This window comes from Candidatus Nitrospira bockiana, from assembly GCF_965152565.1.
On the sequence record NZ_OZ224215.1, the window covers coordinates 400,130 to 415,947 of the forward strand.

14 protein-coding genes and 1 pseudogene are annotated in these 15,818 nt (G+C 61.9%); 12 read left to right on the forward strand and 3 right to left on the reverse strand.

All coding sequences use genetic code 11. The annotated features are described in order from the left end of the window. Position 1: 1 nt before the first annotated feature. The 9 genes from ACWHYV_RS02095 to ACWHYV_RS02135 all read left to right on the forward strand — a co-directional run bounded on the left by ACWHYV_RS02095 (position 2) and on the right by ACWHYV_RS02135 (position 7,109). Positions 2 to 1,087 (forward strand): hypothetical protein, encoded by a 1,086-nt coding sequence (locus tag ACWHYV_RS02095; RefSeq protein ID WP_447979011.1) that lies wholly within the window; start codon positions 2 to 4, stop codon positions 1,085 to 1,087. A 380-nt stretch (positions 1,088 to 1,467) separates the two neighbouring features. Next, the gene (locus ACWHYV_RS02100; RefSeq protein WP_447979012.1) at positions 1,468 to 2,673 is read left to right on the forward strand and encodes a transketolase C-terminal domain-containing protein; all 1,206 of its coding nucleotides are present in this window, start codon (positions 1,468 to 1,470) and stop codon (positions 2,671 to 2,673) included. A gap of 78 nt (positions 2,674 to 2,751) precedes the next feature. After that, positions 2,752 to 3,642: a thiamine pyrophosphate-dependent enzyme gene (locus ACWHYV_RS02105; RefSeq protein WP_447979013.1), complete on the forward strand. Its 891-nt coding sequence runs from the start codon at positions 2,752 to 2,754 to the stop codon at positions 3,640 to 3,642. A gap of 230 nt (positions 3,643 to 3,872) precedes the next feature. Next, entirely contained in the window at positions 3,873 to 4,061 is a 189-nt protein-coding gene (locus ACWHYV_RS02110; RefSeq protein WP_447979014.1) for a hypothetical protein, read from the forward strand. A 48-nt stretch (positions 4,062 to 4,109) separates the two neighbouring features. Further along, a complete protein-coding gene (locus ACWHYV_RS02115) occupies positions 4,110 to 4,397 on the forward strand; it encodes a hypothetical protein (RefSeq protein ID WP_447979015.1) in 288 nt (95 codons plus the stop codon). Between the two features lie 42 nt (positions 4,398 to 4,439). Next, on the forward strand, positions 4,440 to 4,781 hold the full coding sequence (locus ACWHYV_RS02120) for a hypothetical protein (RefSeq protein ID WP_447979016.1): 342 nt from the start codon (positions 4,440 to 4,442) through the stop codon (positions 4,779 to 4,781). Positions 4,782 to 4,827: 46 nt separating this feature from the next. Continuing rightward, positions 4,828 to 5,091 carry a hypothetical protein gene (locus ACWHYV_RS02125; RefSeq protein WP_447979017.1) on the forward strand — a complete coding sequence of 88 codons (264 nt, stop codon included), beginning with the start codon at positions 4,828 to 4,830 and terminating at the stop codon, positions 5,089 to 5,091. A 108-nt stretch (positions 5,092 to 5,199) separates the two neighbouring features. After that, positions 5,200 to 5,994 (forward strand): substrate-binding domain-containing protein, encoded by a 795-nt coding sequence (locus ACWHYV_RS02130; protein WP_447979018.1) that lies wholly within the window; start codon positions 5,200 to 5,202, stop codon positions 5,992 to 5,994. Positions 5,995 to 6,314: 320 nt separating this feature from the next. Then, the gene (locus ACWHYV_RS02135) at positions 6,315 to 7,109 is read left to right on the forward strand and encodes a class I SAM-dependent methyltransferase (protein WP_447979019.1); all 795 of its coding nucleotides are present in this window, start codon (positions 6,315 to 6,317) and stop codon (positions 7,107 to 7,109) included. A gap of 60 nt (positions 7,110 to 7,169) precedes the next feature. Here the strand turns inward: ACWHYV_RS02135 and ACWHYV_RS02140 are convergent, their stop codons facing one another. The 3 genes and pseudogenes from ACWHYV_RS02140 to ACWHYV_RS02150 all read right to left on the reverse strand — a co-directional run bounded on the left by ACWHYV_RS02140 (position 7,170) and on the right by ACWHYV_RS02150 (position 13,246). Then, on the reverse strand, positions 7,170 to 8,783 hold the full coding sequence (locus ACWHYV_RS02140; protein WP_447979020.1) for an efflux transporter outer membrane subunit: 1,614 nt from the start codon (positions 8,781 to 8,783) through the stop codon (positions 7,170 to 7,172). After that, entirely contained in the window at positions 8,780 to 10,045 is a 1,266-nt protein-coding gene (locus ACWHYV_RS02145; protein ID WP_447979021.1) for an efflux RND transporter periplasmic adaptor subunit, read from the reverse strand. Before ACWHYV_RS02145 ends, ACWHYV_RS02140 begins: the two co-directional genes overlap by 4 nt. Continuing rightward, positions 10,042 to 13,246: pseudogene (locus tag ACWHYV_RS02150) on the reverse strand (efflux RND transporter permease subunit). Before ACWHYV_RS02150 ends, ACWHYV_RS02145 begins: the two are co-directional and overlap by 4 nt. A 392-nt stretch (positions 13,247 to 13,638) precedes the next feature. On the opposite strand from ACWHYV_RS02150, the gene modA reads away from it, so the two are divergent. From modA to ACWHYV_RS02165, 3 genes are all read left to right on the forward strand, one after another. Beyond that, on the forward strand, positions 13,639 to 14,433 hold the full coding sequence (modA, locus tag ACWHYV_RS02155) for a molybdate ABC transporter substrate-binding protein (protein ID WP_447979022.1): 795 nt from the start codon (positions 13,639 to 13,641) through the stop codon (positions 14,431 to 14,433). A 517-nt stretch (positions 14,434 to 14,950) separates the two neighbouring features. Further along, entirely contained in the window at positions 14,951 to 15,289 is a 339-nt protein-coding gene (locus ACWHYV_RS02160; RefSeq protein WP_447979023.1) for a type II toxin-antitoxin system RelE/ParE family toxin, read from the forward strand. Beyond that, positions 15,286 to 15,639, forward strand: a complete 354-nt coding sequence (locus tag ACWHYV_RS02165; RefSeq protein ID WP_447979024.1) for a helix-turn-helix domain-containing protein — start codon at positions 15,286 to 15,288, stop codon at positions 15,637 to 15,639. Before ACWHYV_RS02160 ends, ACWHYV_RS02165 begins: the two co-directional genes overlap by 4 nt. The last annotated feature ends 179 nt before the right edge of the window (positions 15,640 to 15,818 follow it).

The window sequence follows — 15,818 nt, forward strand, 5'->3', positions numbered from 1 at the left end:
CATGACGGTGACGAAGGGGACGTGTTACGTCCTCTTCGCTTACGACATCGGTCTCTCCATCAATCTCGACCAGGCAGAACGGCACATGACGGCGATCAAGCAGCGAAGTCGGATTCATCACAAGCGGCGCGCCCCGCACTATTTTGATTATCGCCCCGCCCCCTTGCGCGTGACCCAAGGAGCGGAGCCGCTGATGCTCGGCGAGTTTCGCACGGATGCCAGGGTCGATGTCGGGATTTACGATTTCGGCGCGGTATCCGTGACGTACCGTATTGCGATGGACGGGCCGTTCGAGCGTTTATTCGCCTTGAGCCAGGTCCTGTACGAGAATCCGCTTCTGTTGGCCGACTCCCACCGGCACGTACAAGACATACAAACTGCCCTAGAAGGGATGGTCGAAAAGCCGAAAATCTCGCCGTATGTGGAGGACTACGTCATTTATCACATCGATAGCGCTCCGCCGCCGGAGTTGCTGCCGTACTCGGACGACATGGCGCGTGTGCTGCGGTCGGAAGAGAAGGCCTTGTCGGAACAGCAAGTACGGGAGGCAACCTCATCGCGGCTGTCGTTCGGCAAGAACGATGCAGCCATCATTGACTGGAACGCGGCGTTGCTGTTGGGCAACGGCATGGAAGACGTGCAGGCGGTCCTGGAATTTGCCAACGTGGAACTGTTGGAAATGCGGTATCTCGACCAGCAGTTGGATGAGGCGCTGGACCAGGCGTACGACCTCTTATCGAAACGCATGGGACGCCGATTCAGAACGCCCGGGGCGCTGGAAGCGGACCTGCGGCAGATCGCGCAACTCCAAGTCGACGGTGCCATTATCTTTGAACGGGTCACCAATACGCTGAAACTCATCGGCGATCAATACCTTGCGCGGGTCTACCGCCTGGCGTCCGAACGATTCCATCTTCAGGCGTGGGACGCGGGCATTCTCCGAAAACTCGACACGCTCGACAGCATCTACGGGAAAATGGCGGGTCGCGCTGCGACGCGCCGGATGGAGGTCCTCGAGTGGATCATCATCATCTTGATTGCCGTATCCATTACCGTCTCCGTCATGCCTGGGTGGTCGGGGCATTAGAGCGGAGGGCCGTGGGAGCCGCCGCTCCAGGACGAGGCGGCACAGGAATACAGCTTGACGCGGCTGCCTGGTGGGCGTAGCATGCCGTATGACGTTGTGAGCTCCGACGACTTTCCTATCCCCCGCGCGTCTCCTCTCTCTCCGCGCGTGTGATTCCCTAGTCTCCGCCGCTTCCACGCCATAAGCCAACGGTCGTGTCGCGACGTTCGTGTGTGGACGACGACTCGTCCCTACCCTGTGCGACCGGCTACCCGTTTCGCGTCTTGCTCCGTGTCATCGGACGATGTGTTCGGTGCGCGGTGGGCCATTGGACCAGCCGTGCGAGTCCCATCGGGGAAACGATTGAGAACGCATGCCAACCTTTGAGGAGGGCCGCGGAGATGGAGACGACACCAATCATCGGAACGAAAAATAAAAAGGGGCAGGTCTTCACGGATACGGCCGTGATGATGAACGACGCGCCGCGTACGCCGTCATTCTTTACCGGCAGTGAAGTCATTAAAGAGGCCATCCGCCGCGCCAGCGTCGACGTCATGATCGCCTATCCGATTACGCCGCAGAGTGAAGCGGCGGCGTTGATCGGTGAACTGTTCGCGGAAGGATACATCGGCGAGTACTTCCGTGGTGAAAGCGAATTTGCGGTGATGTCGCAATGCGCCGGCGCCGCGTTCGGCGGGGCGCGTGTCTTTACCACGACGGCGGGGCCCGGAACCATGCGGGCGATGGAAAACTTTCCCATGTGGGCGGGCGCCAGGTTGCCGATCCAAATGATCGTGACGTGCCGAGGGATTAATTCACCGCTCTCCATTCAGCCGGATACGATTGAAATATCCTATCTGCTTCACACCGGCATGCTGGTGTGGCACGCGGAGACCGCACAGGATTTTTACGATTGGATCCTCAAGGGCTACATGGTGTCGGAGGAGCCGGACGTGCATTTGCCGCTGGCGCTCTGCTGCGACGGGTTCTTCGTCACGCATACCAAAGACGTGGTCAACTTGACTCCCGCCGACATGTGTTTGCCGCCGTATGACCCATACCGGTCGCCGGTACCATGCATGGATATGGAGTGCCCGCCGATTCGGATGATGCGTGACCCCTTCGTGATGAAGAGCAATTACATCAGCTATGCGACGCACGCCAGTTGGCAGCAAGAAGTGTGGGCGGCGGTCGAACGCTCGCGCAAGCATTGCATCAAATGGCTGGACGGATTGATCGAGACAGAAAACGTAGACGCCGAGATCCTGATCGTCACGTCTGGCACCGCGGTCTCTCAGGGGCGCGAGGCGATTCGTCTTCTCGATGAAGAGGGGATTCGGGTTGGCCTTGTGAAGGTCAAAACCCTGCGCCCGTGGCCAGGAGATGAGATTCGGGAGGCCACTCGGCACGCCAAGCACATCATCGTGCCGGAGTTTAACGTCATCGGCTGGATGGCGCGCGAGATCAAAGCCTCGATTCCCAACAGTGAGCGCGTGATCGCCGGCCCGCATGTCTGCGGGGGCATGACCATGCCGCCCGAAATCATCGTGGAAGAGATCAAGACGACGCTCGGCGTTCACCGCAAGGTGTTCACGGGACGTGGATGATACGCGCTCGCGCGAGCGGTGCGGGGGCTGACTGGAACGAGGAAAAGAGAGATCTGTTGCTCGAAGGGAGGACATCCGATGAGTCTTGATTACGTGAAGTTTACGCCCGGGCTCGAGCGATTCATGCCGAAGGAATATCGGGACATGGTGGAGCATGGCCCGTTCGGGAAGAAGGTGTCGGTCTCGCAAGTCGGCACCTTTAAGGAAATCATCGAAGAACACCCGATGTGTGCGGGGTGCGCAATGACCTTGTTCATTCGGTTGGCAATCATCGCGTTCCCGAACCCGGAAGATACCATTACGGTCGGCACCGCCGGCTGCGGCCGGCTCGCTATTTCCCAAGCGGCCATCCCCTTTGTCTATGGAAACTATGGCGATACCAACGGGGTGGCCAGCGGACTGTCCCGTGCCCTGCGGCTGCGGTTCGGCGACAGACCGAAGGATGTCGTCGTCATCGCCGGGGACGGCGGTCTGGCCGACATCGGCTTCTCCTGCGTGCTCCATTCGTGGTTCCGCAAGGAGCGGTTCACGACGATCATGCTGGACAATGAAGTCTACGGCAACACGGGCGGACAAGAGAGCGGCATGACGACGCGTGGAGCCGTCCTCAAGATGGCCCCACTCGGCAAGAAGTTCGAGAAGATGGACATGGTGGGCATGGCGAAGCTAGCCGGCTGCGCCTATGTCGCCACCGTCGTGCCGAACAATCCACGCCGAGTGGAAAATGTGATCAAGAAGGCCGTCTTGGTCGCCCGAGAGGTGGGCCCCACCTATATCCAGGCTTACACTTCCTGCAACATTGAATATGCCATCCCAACCGACAAGGTGATGGAAGATGCGAAGGCTGTCGAAGATGACCGGTACAAGTTCACCGAGTACATCAGCGACGAGGCGAAAGAGTACTTGGCCGACCGTTATGGGTACAAGAACCTTGGGGCCCACCCCAAGGCGGCCGCAGTGGAGGCCTGAACGGGTTTGACTGGATGGAGATGGCCCGGCCGTGTGCCGGCGGGCGTTCCGTCGTGAACGGGAGATCGGGCGTCGTCAAGATGAGCTGGTTCGCACGCAAGGGCAGAGGATCAGTGTCGCTTGCTGCCGGTTCGGACTCAAATGAGAAGAGCGGAGGCGATCCATCACCTGCCGTTGAAAGAGAGGGATGAATGCCGAACCGCCGAGGCGGCCGAACCAGGAGCGGGCAGATGAGCTGCGGACGCTGTCAGGGCCTGATGGTGAGGATGGAGATGGAGGATGCGGGAGGCTCGTCCTCGGTGTTTCCCGGTTGGCACTGCTTGATCTGTGGTGACGTGATCGATGCGGGGATCGAGGCCAATCGAAAAGCGCCGCAGGATCCGATCAAGAGTCGAGCACGTCCCCGAGGGACGTATTAGCGCTGATTCCCGCCCCGCCGCTCCATGATGCACGTCGGAAGGTGCAGGATGGACATCGTGCTCGCAGTGATCATCACCCTCACGGCATTCGTCGTTCTGATGCCTGTGATGGTGCTGGGAACGTGGTTTCTTCTGATCACCGCGCTGATTGGAATGGCAGACGCAACTTTCCGGCTGCTGGACGGTGGGTGGAGGAGGGCGGGCCGAAAGCCCGACGGACACGAGTCGAGCCCGTCTGATGAGCGTTCGGAGACACGCCGTCTCAAGGCCGTTTCGCCGCAGCCGGCTGTTGCCGAAATGCCGCCGCGGTCGTCGTGGAAAGCGGGGTCGATCTGATGCGACCGAAAGACAAACGACCTCAATGTCTCGAGGTGTACCATGAGAATTCCTCTCTGGGCTCTTGTCATCGTAGCGCTGCTGCCGATCGAAATCACGCCGGCCGACGGCCTCGTGCGGGCCGAGACACGACAGGTCGCCGGCGGACAAGGCCGCAGTATGGCCCCCGAGCGCGGGCCCGTGCCGGCCGAGGCGGAAGCCCCGCCATCCCGTATGGATCCGGGCATGCAACACCGGCAGGAGGGGGACGCCGATCCACGTGCATCGGTCGCACCGCCGAACCGCGATCCCAGTATATCGTCTAACCCGGACGCGCCTCCGGCCGGGGCCGGCACCCGTGACATGCCGCGTGCACCCCAAGCAGGGAGGGAAGGCAGTCAGTAATCCCGTGCCGTCACACCGCCAAGGGAGCAAGACACAAGGAGCTGCGATGACTTCCAAAGTCTTTCTCGTGAACATCCCCGAGGCGATTACCCACTTGAAGGTAGAGGACTGGCTCGACCGACTTCCCGCTCATGCCGTCACATGGGCCGTGCGTGAGCAAGAGCGGTATGTCCAGATTGAGACCACGACGAGGGCGGCCGCGAACCTGATCGCATGTGCGCTCGAATCGTTCTATGTCCCCGCCGGCCCTTTTGCCGTCATACGGGGTGATACAGAAGAAGGCCACGCGCTGGAGCATCTCTTTGCCTGACAGGCGCACCGCGACCCGATCACACCATTCTGGTCTCCTGTCTTGGCGTGACGTGATCCGGCAGGCACTGCGTGGATGACCCGATCGAGAGACGACATGTGCATCAGAATGGCGACCATCCACCTCGTGACAATCGGCTTATGGCTGCTCTCGACGAACGCCATCGCCGGCTTGCTCGTTATTGCAGGCAACGGCCCCGAGCTTCCCGCAATTGAACGGCTGGCTCTCGCGTTTGAGAAAGGGCATCCGGGAACGGCCATTGAGATTCGTTGGGATAGATCGTCGAGGCCCATTCAGATGGTGACCGCCGGCGAGGTGGATTTTGCCGTGACGGGGGAAGAGGTGCCGCCATTGCACGCGACCCCCGTGGCTTGGGACGGCATCGCCTTCATCGTCAACTTCGGCAATCCGGTCAAAGATGTCTCCACAGGGCAACTGGCAGCGATTCTTTCGCGCAAGACGACGCGGTGGTCTGAAGTGGGAGGTTCGAACACCCCACTTGCCCTTGTCGATCGTCCTCACAGCGAGCACATCCGCCATCGTATTGAAGAGGCTCTTGGCATTCGAGGTGAGAGGTCGAAAGCACGGAAGATCGTCCACTCCGACCAAGACGCGATCAGCACGGTGGCAGGCGATGTATCGGCGATGTCCTATGTGTCACTCGGCGTCGCGTTGGAGGCGGTCAAGTACGGGGTGGGAGTCGCCGTGCTGACCATTGACGGCACTGAGCCCGCTGACCACACCGTGAAGGATGGTCGATATGCCTTGCGCCGACCGGTCTTTCTCGTCTCGCGGAGAGGATCGAACTCTACGGCGGAGGCTTTTGTTGCATTTGTCCGGTCGCAAGCAGGACAGTCCATTATGGAAGAACTCTTCACCGCATACATGGGAGTCGATCACTGATCGTCCGTGCTTTGCAAGGGCCTATGCCGTTGCTTCGTCCACGCCATGCCGCCGATTGAGTCCTCCGCTGTGACCTGGTGTTTCAAGCCACTCCTGTCCTATTATTGATGTCTGTCCCGCCTTACCACTGCCGACTACACCTGATCAGCTTCGTTTGGGTACTGCCGCGGAAGTTCACATAGCGATAGGGTCGGATCGGCTCAAGCTGGTCATTGACAACCGTGCAGCGAGGTTGGACACTGGCGCTCAAAGTGTCATCTCTGTGATGCGAGCATGTAGGGTGGTCGGGGCGATCAGCCTGTGAGAAGGGAGAGCCGAGGATGGATGCGTTGGCGAAGTTCAAGGAAAGCCAGAAGCAGTCGTGGGCGAGTTTCATTCCGTTTGAGCTGCTGACGACGGCGCCGGCGGCGCAACTCGTGCACTTCGCCGGAATCCGGTCCGGCCAGCGGGTCTTGGACGTGGGATGCGGGACGGGTGTCGTCGCCATCACCGCGGCCAACAAAGGGGCGGTGGTGACCGGATTGGACCTGACGCCTGAGCTGCTGGCTCGGGCCAAGGACAATGCCGCGACCGTGGGCGTCACGGTCACCTGGCAGGAAGGTGACGCAGAGGCGCTCCCGTTCGAGGATGGCGTGTTCGACGTCGTGGTGAGCCAGTTCGGTCACATGTTTGCGCCAAGACCCGAGATCGCGACCCGGGAGATGCTGCGCGTGCTGAAGGCCGGCGGCACGATTGCGTTCTCGACGTGGCCCCCCGAGCTGTTTACGGGAAAGATGTTTGCGCTCGTCGCCCAGTATCTCCCGCCGCCGCCGATTGAGGTCTCGCCGCCACCGCAGTGGGGGAACCCCGAGATCGTCCGGCAACGTCTCGGCGCCGCCGTCCGCAATCTGACGTTCGATACAGGCCGGCTGGCGTTCCCGACGTTAGGCCCCGCGCACTTTCGCGCGTTCGTCGAACGGAATGCAGGGCCGGTGCTCCGGGTGGTGCAAACGCTGGCGGGGGATCCCGCGAGGCTCGACGCGTTCCGCAAAGAGTTCGACGCACTGGCCCGTCTCTACTTCGATCAGAACGTCGTCCACCAGGACTACCTGATGACCCGAGCCGAAAAAGCCTGACGAGGGCGGGCGCCGGCTCGCGATAGAAAAGAAGGAGACGGCTGGGCTGCTGAACGACGGTCAACGGACGGAGGGCTTCGTCAGATCGTTGTTCACCCAATTGTTCTCCGCATTGACGTCGATGCCTCCCGCGGCCGGCGGCTTCTTGAGATTGGTGTATTGGAACGTGCCGAACGGCTGGATCTGCTCGTCCCTGGGCAGTTGGTTGCGGTTCCAGCCGCCGCCCAGCGCCCGGATGAGCGCGACCGAGGCTCGCAGCAGCTCGGCCTTGATCTGCACGGCGTCGATGCGCGCCGTGAGCGTGTTGACCTGCGCGAAGATGAGCTCCAGGCTGGACGCCAGCCCGCCCTGGAAGAGCTCCGTCGTGAGATGTTGCGCCTTGACGTTGGCCCCGACGGCGGCGTCTTGCCGGTCGGCCGCGACCGTCAGCCGGTTCGTCAGCGTGAAGGCGTTCTCGACCTCTCGAAAGGCGTTGAGGACGGTCGAGCGGTAGAGGTCCTCGGTCTCACGGTACTGGGACCAGGACCGCTGCAACTGGGCCCGGCGATAGCCGCCCTGGAAGACCGGCAGCGACACCACGGAGCCATACGACCAGAACCCGCCGGCCAGCTTGACGACATCGAAGGCGACGTCGAGGAAGCCTCCGTCCGCGGAGAAGCGCACATCCGGGAAGAAGGCGGCGCGAGCGATGCCGATCGCGCGATTGGCCTCCGCCATCCGGCGTTCCATCCCGGCGATGTCGGGCCGCCGCTCCAGCAACGTGGAGGGAAGGCTTCGCGGGACGGTGAACGTCGCCATGCGAAGCTCGTCCACCGGCTCGACGTGAAAACTGGCCGGCGCCATGTTGATGAGGACGGCGATCGCTTGCTCCGTCACTTGGCGCTGGCCTTGGATCTGCGCGTATTTCGTCTCCGTGGCGTACAGGAGGGATTCGACGCGGGCGACGTCGAGCGCCGAGGCGATCGCGCCGGCGAACTGGGCCTTGACGAGGTCGAGCGACTGTCGGTAGAGGTCGATCGATTGCTTGTAGATGGCCGCCTGCGCGTCGTAGCCGCGCAGCGTGAAATAGTCCGCCGCGAGCTCGGCCTGGAGGCTCAGGCGGGCGAGGCCCCAGTCGGCGGCGCGCTCTTGCGCCCGATAGGTCTCGACGCGCGTCGCATTGCGGATGGCCGACCAGAAGTCCGGCTCCCAGGACGCGAGCCCGGAGCCGGCCACGCCCGGCCCGGTGATCGGAATGTCGGGGTCGCGAGCCAGCGTATCGACATGATTCCGGCTGTCCGTCGCTTTCCCGCCCAACCCGATCTGCGGGATCCGCTGCGAGCGGACCTGCATCATCACATCGCGGGCCTGGACGAACCGCTCGGCCGCCGCCTGTAGGTCCGGATTGGCCGCCATGGCCTGTTCGATGAGCGTGTTCAGCACCGGATCGTTGTACAGCCTCCACCAGTCCGGACGCAGCTCACTATCGGACGGCCTCGCCTCGACGAACGGGCTCGAGCCATGCCACGAGGCGGGGACGACGTATTGGGGCGGCTGATAGGGCGGCGCCAGATCGACGTGCGGCAGCCAGTCACTGCACCCGGACACGGTCAGCACGAGCAGGACGGCGCAGCGGGCACCGTGACGGCGAACTCCCGACCATCGACCTCCAATCGAAACGCGCGCCGACATCATGGCTGGATCTGCGGGGGCGGTTGCGGCGCCTGTCCCGGCTGAGACGTCTGTGGCGGCCGGGGGTGTGCCGGCGGAGGGGCCTGCGCCTGCGCCGGGGCGTTGACGAGATCGTAGCCGGGCGCCGGCGTGACGACGCGCACCTTGTCGCCTTCGAGCAGGGCGGCGCTGGGATTGTTGATGATGCGGTCGCTCGCGGACAGCCCCTCCGCCACTTCGACGAATTGATCCATGAGCTTGCTCACCGTGATGGGTTTCAAGTGGACGCGGTCGTCCTCGGTCACCACGGCCACCTGCGTCCCGTGCTCCTGGAACACCAGGGCGGTGGACGGCATCGTGAAGGCTTGGCGATCGACCGGCGCCGTGAGGTGGACCTCGGCGTAGGAGCCGGGCCAGAGCGCCCGGTCCTCGTTGTCGATCGTGAAGACGGTGGTCGCGGTACGCGTGCTCACGTCGAATCCGCGGGCGACGGTGAGGAACTTGCCGGTCCAATGGCGATGGGGCAACTGCGGCACCGTCACGTCGGCGTTCAGGCCGGGCTGGAGAAAGGGCCCGAACGACTCCGGCACGTTGACGAAGAGGCGCAACATATCGACCACGGCCACCGTATAGAGGTTGGTCTTCGCATTGGGGGTGGCGAGCGTGCCCTCCTTGCTGACCAGGTCGCCGACGTTGATGTTGCGCTGGATCACCACGCCGTCAAACGGGGCGACGATCCGCTTGAACCCGATGAACGCCTCGATGTTCTTGACCTTTTGCTCCGCGGCCTTGACCATCGCCGCCTGGGCTTTCATGTTTTGTTCCTGCACCGTGATCGACTGCTCGGAGACCGCGTGCGTGTTGCGGAATGCGCCATACCGCTGGGCGGTCACCTCGGCGAGCTTGTACTTGGCGATCTCCGACTCCAGATCGGCCTTGGCCTGGCGATATTCGGCGTCGAGATCCGGCGTGTTGATTTCCGCGAGGATGTCGCCCTCCTTCACCTGGTCCCCGTAGTCCTTGTACCACATCTTTACGTAGCCCGTGACGCGGGCGTAGATCGGCGCCTCGTACCAGCCGACGATGTTGCCGGGGAGCGTAATGCTCTCGGTGGCCGGCACCGGCGTGGGATGGACGACGGCCACGGTGGGAACGGCGTCTTCGAGCGTATGAGAGCGGAGCGACGCGGCGTCGCTCCGGCTCTCATGCACCCGGTAGCCGAGATAGCTCGCGCACAGCAGGACCGCGAACAGGATGATGTGTCGCCCGCTGAGCGTCTTCATCATGCGGCGTGTCCCTTTTGCCGCGCCATTCGCCGGCCGTAGATGATCGCGTACACGCAGGGCACGAAAAACAGGGTGAAGACGGTGGCCACGAGCAGGCCGCCGATGACGGCGCGCCCCAGCGGCGCGTTCTGCGAATACCCCGTCGCCATCGGGACCATGCCGATGATCATGGCCGAGGCCGTCATGAGCACCGGACGGAAGCGGGTCTTCCCCGCTTCGATCGCGGCCCGCACCGCGTCGCCGTGCTCGTGAAGCCGCTCGCGCGCATAGGCGACGACGAGGATTGAATTGGCGGTCCCCGTGCCCATGGTCATGATGGCGCCCGTGAGCGCGGGCTCCGACAGCCGCGTATGGGTCAGGAACAGGGACCATGCGATACCCGCGAGCGCGCCGGGCAAGGCCGTGATGATGATGAAGGGATCGAGCCAGGATTGGAAGTTGACGACGATCAGCAGATAGACCAGCACGATCGCGCCGAGCAGTCCGAAGATCAGCTCGACATAGGCCTCGTGCATCAGTTCGGCCTGCCCATGGATTTCAATGGCGGCGCTCCGGGGCTTCTCGTGCTCCATGCCGTGGGTCACCTTCTCGACGTCCGCCAGCACCCCGCCGAGGTCACGCCCTTCGGCGGAGACATAGATGTCAAACAGCGGCATGATGTTCCCATGCGTGATCACGCCCGGCGTGCCGACGGGTGTCATGCTGGCCAAATTGCCGAGCAGCTGGACGTCATCCGCTCTCGACGAATCGTTCGAGGCGTCGACCGGGATGGTCTTGAGACTGTTCACGCTGTTGATCTGCGGCTGCGGCGTGTAGACGTTGATCAGGTAGGACATGCCGGTGGAGGGATCGAGCCAATAGATCTGATCCACCTGCTGGCTCCCGGCGGTCGTCATGACGAGATTATCGGCGATGTCGCTGAGGGTCCTGTTGACGCCCAGTCCGAACGTCCGGTCGCCTTCGACCATGAGGGTCGGCGTCCGCATCGTCTGCTGGATGACCACGTCCGCGGCGCCGGGGATCTCCCGGAACTTGCTCGCCAATTTCCGGGCGAACTCGTAGTTGGGGTACATGTCCGGACCGTTGACCTGCACGTCGATCGGCGCGGGCGCGCCGAAGTTGAGGATCTTGGCGGTGAGGTCGGACGGCTGGAACGTGAATTCGGTTCCGGGATAGCGCTCCTTCAAGCCCTTCCGGAGAATCCGCCGGTACTCCCACACGGGCGACTTTTCATCCTTCAACAGGATCGTCAGATCGCAATCCTGTGAGCCGATCGTCGGCGTCGGGATGAACGCCAGGTTGTGCGGTCCGACCGGCAGACCGCAATTACTCACGATGTTGTCGACCTTGCCGGGCAGCAACTCGTCTTCAATCGTCTTGGAGACCAGCGTGGCGATGCGCCCGCTCACCTCGATCCGTGTCCCGAGCGGCGCCCGCAGGTGCATCTGAATGACGCCCGACCGGATCTCCGGGAAGTAATCGCGCCCGAGGACGAAGAAGAGGCTCAGGGAGCTCAGCGCGATCGCCAGCGAGATCTTGACGAAGGCGCTGCGCCGGGCGACCGCGTGTTCGAGCAGCAGGCCGTAACCCTCCCGGAGTTGATTGAAGCGGCGCTCGAACCCCTGCTGAAAGCGGACGAACGGATTCCGGGAGCGTCGCTCGGCTGCGGGCCGGGGGGTGGGTTCATGCGCCGGCGGCGTGCGGGGATCGTCCGTCATGGTGACTCGTCATCATGTATTTCGCCATCGTCGGCACGAGCGTGCGCGACAGGATGAAGGAGGCCAGCATCGCGATCATGACGGCCTCCGCCATGGGCTTGAACAGGAAGCCGGAGGTGCCGCTGAGCCCGAGGAGCGGGAACCAGGCGATCGCGATGCACAGGGTGGCGACGAACGTCGGGACGACGATCTGATTGGCGGCGTCGATGATGGCCTGCTCCAGCGGCTTGCCCATGTCGAGGTGGCGGTCGATGTTCTCGATCATCACGGTCGCGTCGTCGACCAGAATGCCGACGGCCAGCGCCAGACCGCCCAGGGTCATGACGTTGATCGTCTCGCCGAGCCAATGCAGGCCGAGGATCGCGGTCAGGATGGACAGCGGGATCGAGGTCCACACGATCACCGTGGCCCGCCATGAGCCGAGCAGCAGCAGCACGATGAGGCCGACCAGCGCGCCGGCGGTCAACATTTCATGCAGGACGTCCGAGATCGCGTCCTTGACGAAGGTCGACGCGTCGTCGAGGAGCCTGATCTTTACGCCCTCCGGGACGATCTGCTCGGCGCGCGGGATCATCTTCTTGATCCCATCGACCACGTCCAGCGTCGAGGCCTCGGTGCTCTTCATCGCGACGATGATGACGGTCTGCTTGCCCTTCACCAGCACGGCGTTCTGCTGGACGCGGCCCATGAGGCGCACCGTGGCGACGTCGCGCAAATAGACGAACGCGTTGCCCTCCCGCTTGACCGGGATATTGGCAAAATCGTCGATCTGCAACGGTGACGCATTCGTCTGCACGATCCAGTCGGTCGGCATGATCTTGATGTCGCCGGACGGCAGCACGCGGTATTGCTGCATGAGGGTTTCGTGCACGTCCCGCGGCGTGAGGTGGCGGGCGAGCAATTTCTGCTGATCGAGGTTGACCATGACCTGCATGTCCTGGCCCCCGTAGGGATGCGGCAGGACGATCCCCGGGACCGTGACGAGCAGGGGGCGGATCCGCATGTAGGCGAGGTTATAGAGCTCCGCGGGCGTCATGTGGTCGGCGCTGATTTGGAGCATGGCCACCGGGATGGAGGACGGCGCGAGACGCATGACCATGGGCGGGGAGATATCCGGCGGCAGCGCCTTCACGACGTTCTGCGCAATGCCGACGATATCCGCTTCGGCCCTGGCCACGTCCACTCCGTCCTGGAGAAAAATATTGGTGATGCTGCTGCCGTAGTAGGAGTGGCTCTGAATGTACTTGATGCCTTCCACCGTCGAGGTCAGGAAGCGCTCGAACAGATACGTGATGCGCCCTTCCACCTTCTGCGGCAGCATACCGGAGTAGACCCAGACGACGGAGGTAACCGGAATCGTGATATTCGGGAAGACGTCGGTCGGCATATGGAGGACCGTGAGGCCCCCAAACAGCACGATGAGGATGGACATGACGACGAAGGTGTACGGCCGGCGCAGGGCAATGAGAACGATCTGGTTCATACGTGGGCTTTCTGCATCGTAGTAGCAACTTTAGTTCCATCGAGAACTCCGTCGAGAACCTGGCCTTCAGCACAAGCGGAATCAGTCTTGCCTTTTAAAGACATCGGCCACGCTCGCCCCTCGGCTGATGCAGTACCCACGAATACCGACTGTGCTTTTTCGCACGTGCGGTCTGAGCGAAACTAGACAGCTTCCGCTGACGCGCCAGATGCTGGCCCTACGGCTGGGTAAGAAGTCAGAGAAAATTGCGACCGTTGGCTGGTTTTCTCCAGGCCATGGAATGAACACAACATGGTATTGATCTTGCGGTTTGGTCCACGTCGGTGCCGCTCCGGCAGGAGGGGCGCCGCGATCAGCAGGCGTCTGGATCACTTCTACGGGAGGACTCTCTCATGATGGCGGGAATTCGGATATTCGGGACGGCGATGGCGCTCGTCGGTGGACTCGCAGGCGTCGTCGGGAATCCCGAGCAGGTTCGGGCTGAAACGTTGACGATTGGGGCGGCCCCGAGTTTGAAGCCGGCCCTCGAGCGGATCGTGCCGATGTTCGAGAAGGAATACGGCGCCACGGTCCACGTCGTGTACGGGCCGTCGCAAACGCTTCGCCGGCAAATTGAACAGGGCGCGCACATCGACGTCTTCCTTCCGGCCTCGGTCGAGGACGTCGAGAAACTGCACCAGCAAGGACTCACGCTCAACGGAGGCCCTCGGGTGTACGCACAGACCTCCCTCGTGCTCGTCATGTCGGCGAGCTCTCCGGCCCTGGCGGTCTCCTTTCACGACGTGCTGCGCGACCGAGGGGTACGCCTCGCCGTCGGCGATCCGAAGGCATCCGCGTTGGGAGCCATCACGGCCCGGACGCTCGCCAAGCTGGATTCCGCGTATCACGATCGTTTCCGCCTGCTTCGAGCGCAGCATAGTGACGAGGTCGTGAATCTGGTCCAGACGGGGAAGGCCGACGTGGGCATCGTCTATCGCGTGGATGCGATCAACAGCGGCCAAGTCCGCATCATTGACGAAGCCCCCGGCGGAACGCATACGCCGGTCCAGTTTGGCGAAGCCGTCGTCTGGACCTGCCGAAAGGCCTCGCTCGCCGTCGCAGAAGAGTTTCTCGATTTCGTCATGAGCCCGCGCATCCGCAAGCTGCTGGTCCAATACGGTTTCGATGCCGTCCCAACGAATGGATGAGGGGCGGGAGTCAGAAGCGATGAGCCGGAATCGTCGACCAGGCCCGAGCTGAAGAAGAAGCTTCGGACTGTTCGGATTACCGGTCGGGGCTCTTGAGTAAGTCCGAGGTTGGTAAGTATCGAGGCTTTCAGATGGTGAAAGAATTGGTGGGCCGTGTAGGGATCGAACCTGCGGCCCGCTGATTGAGAGCTTGAACAAGCCCATTTTCACAAGGGCTTGATCCGCAACGGTTTCCGTTCTTCCGTCAAATCAGCTTCCGGATGCTCTATCGATTCTCTTGAAATCGATAGACTCTGTGATTTCACCCCTTCTATCACAAATTATCGCAGCGACGGCCCGTCGGTTTTCAATCGAAAACGCCGAAAGTCAACGGGCCTTTGTGCTAAAACCCGTCAAATTGCGATAAGCATAGCCCGCGTCCCAACAATCGACGGGCCTCTTGCTGATATGCCAATTATGGCATACTATCCTATAGGGTACAGTAGGCTACAGTAGGGCGCCGTATGGCAGGAACTGAATGAAGCCAATTCATTTTGTGGGGTCTTCGAGGGAGGATCTCCGGGAACTGCCCGAAGATGCCAGAGAGACGGTGGGGCATCAACTTTTCAAGGTGCAGCAGGGGAAAGAGCCGGATGATTGGAAGCCGATGCCGAGAGTCGGCCCCGGCGTGAATGAAATCCGGGCGCGCGATGAAAGTGGGGGCTATCGAGTGCTCTATGTGGCGAAGTTTGAAGAGGCTGTCTACGTGCTCCATGTCTTTGAGAAGCGGTCTCAGAAGACCCCGAGGGGCGATATCCAGCTGGCCAAGGGGCGATATGCCGACTTGTTGAAGTGGAGGAAGGAGCAACGGCTATGACACGCGCAACGGTGACCAAAGGTAGCGGCAATGTATTTCGGGACTTGGGATTTTCCGAGGAAAAGTCCGCGGAGCTGATTCTGAAAAGCAGCCTGCTCCAAGCGCTGCAAGAAACGATTAAAGGGCGCGGATGGAAGCAGGTCGAGACAGCCGCCCAGTTAGGGATCGACCAAGCCAAGGTATCGAAACTGCTGGCGGGACAGATGGCAGGGTTTTCGATTGAACGCCTCGTGCATTTCCTGTCCCTACTCGGGCAAGATGTGGAGGTAACCGTTCGCAAGGCTCCACGTGGTAGACAGCGGGGAACCGTGCGGGCGAGACTGCGCAGGACGGATAGCATATCTGCCTAATGCCCACAGAAGTCTCTGTTGCCCTGTATTCTCAAGGAAACTAAAAAGCTCTAGCACCATTCCAGCTAATAGCTGCAGGCCTGCACGCCGTGTCAGGATCGAGCCTAGGCACGCTGATGAGGAGAAATGGCACGGGGATTGTCGAAGTTAATGACACAACCGTGATCCCCCGCCAAGCT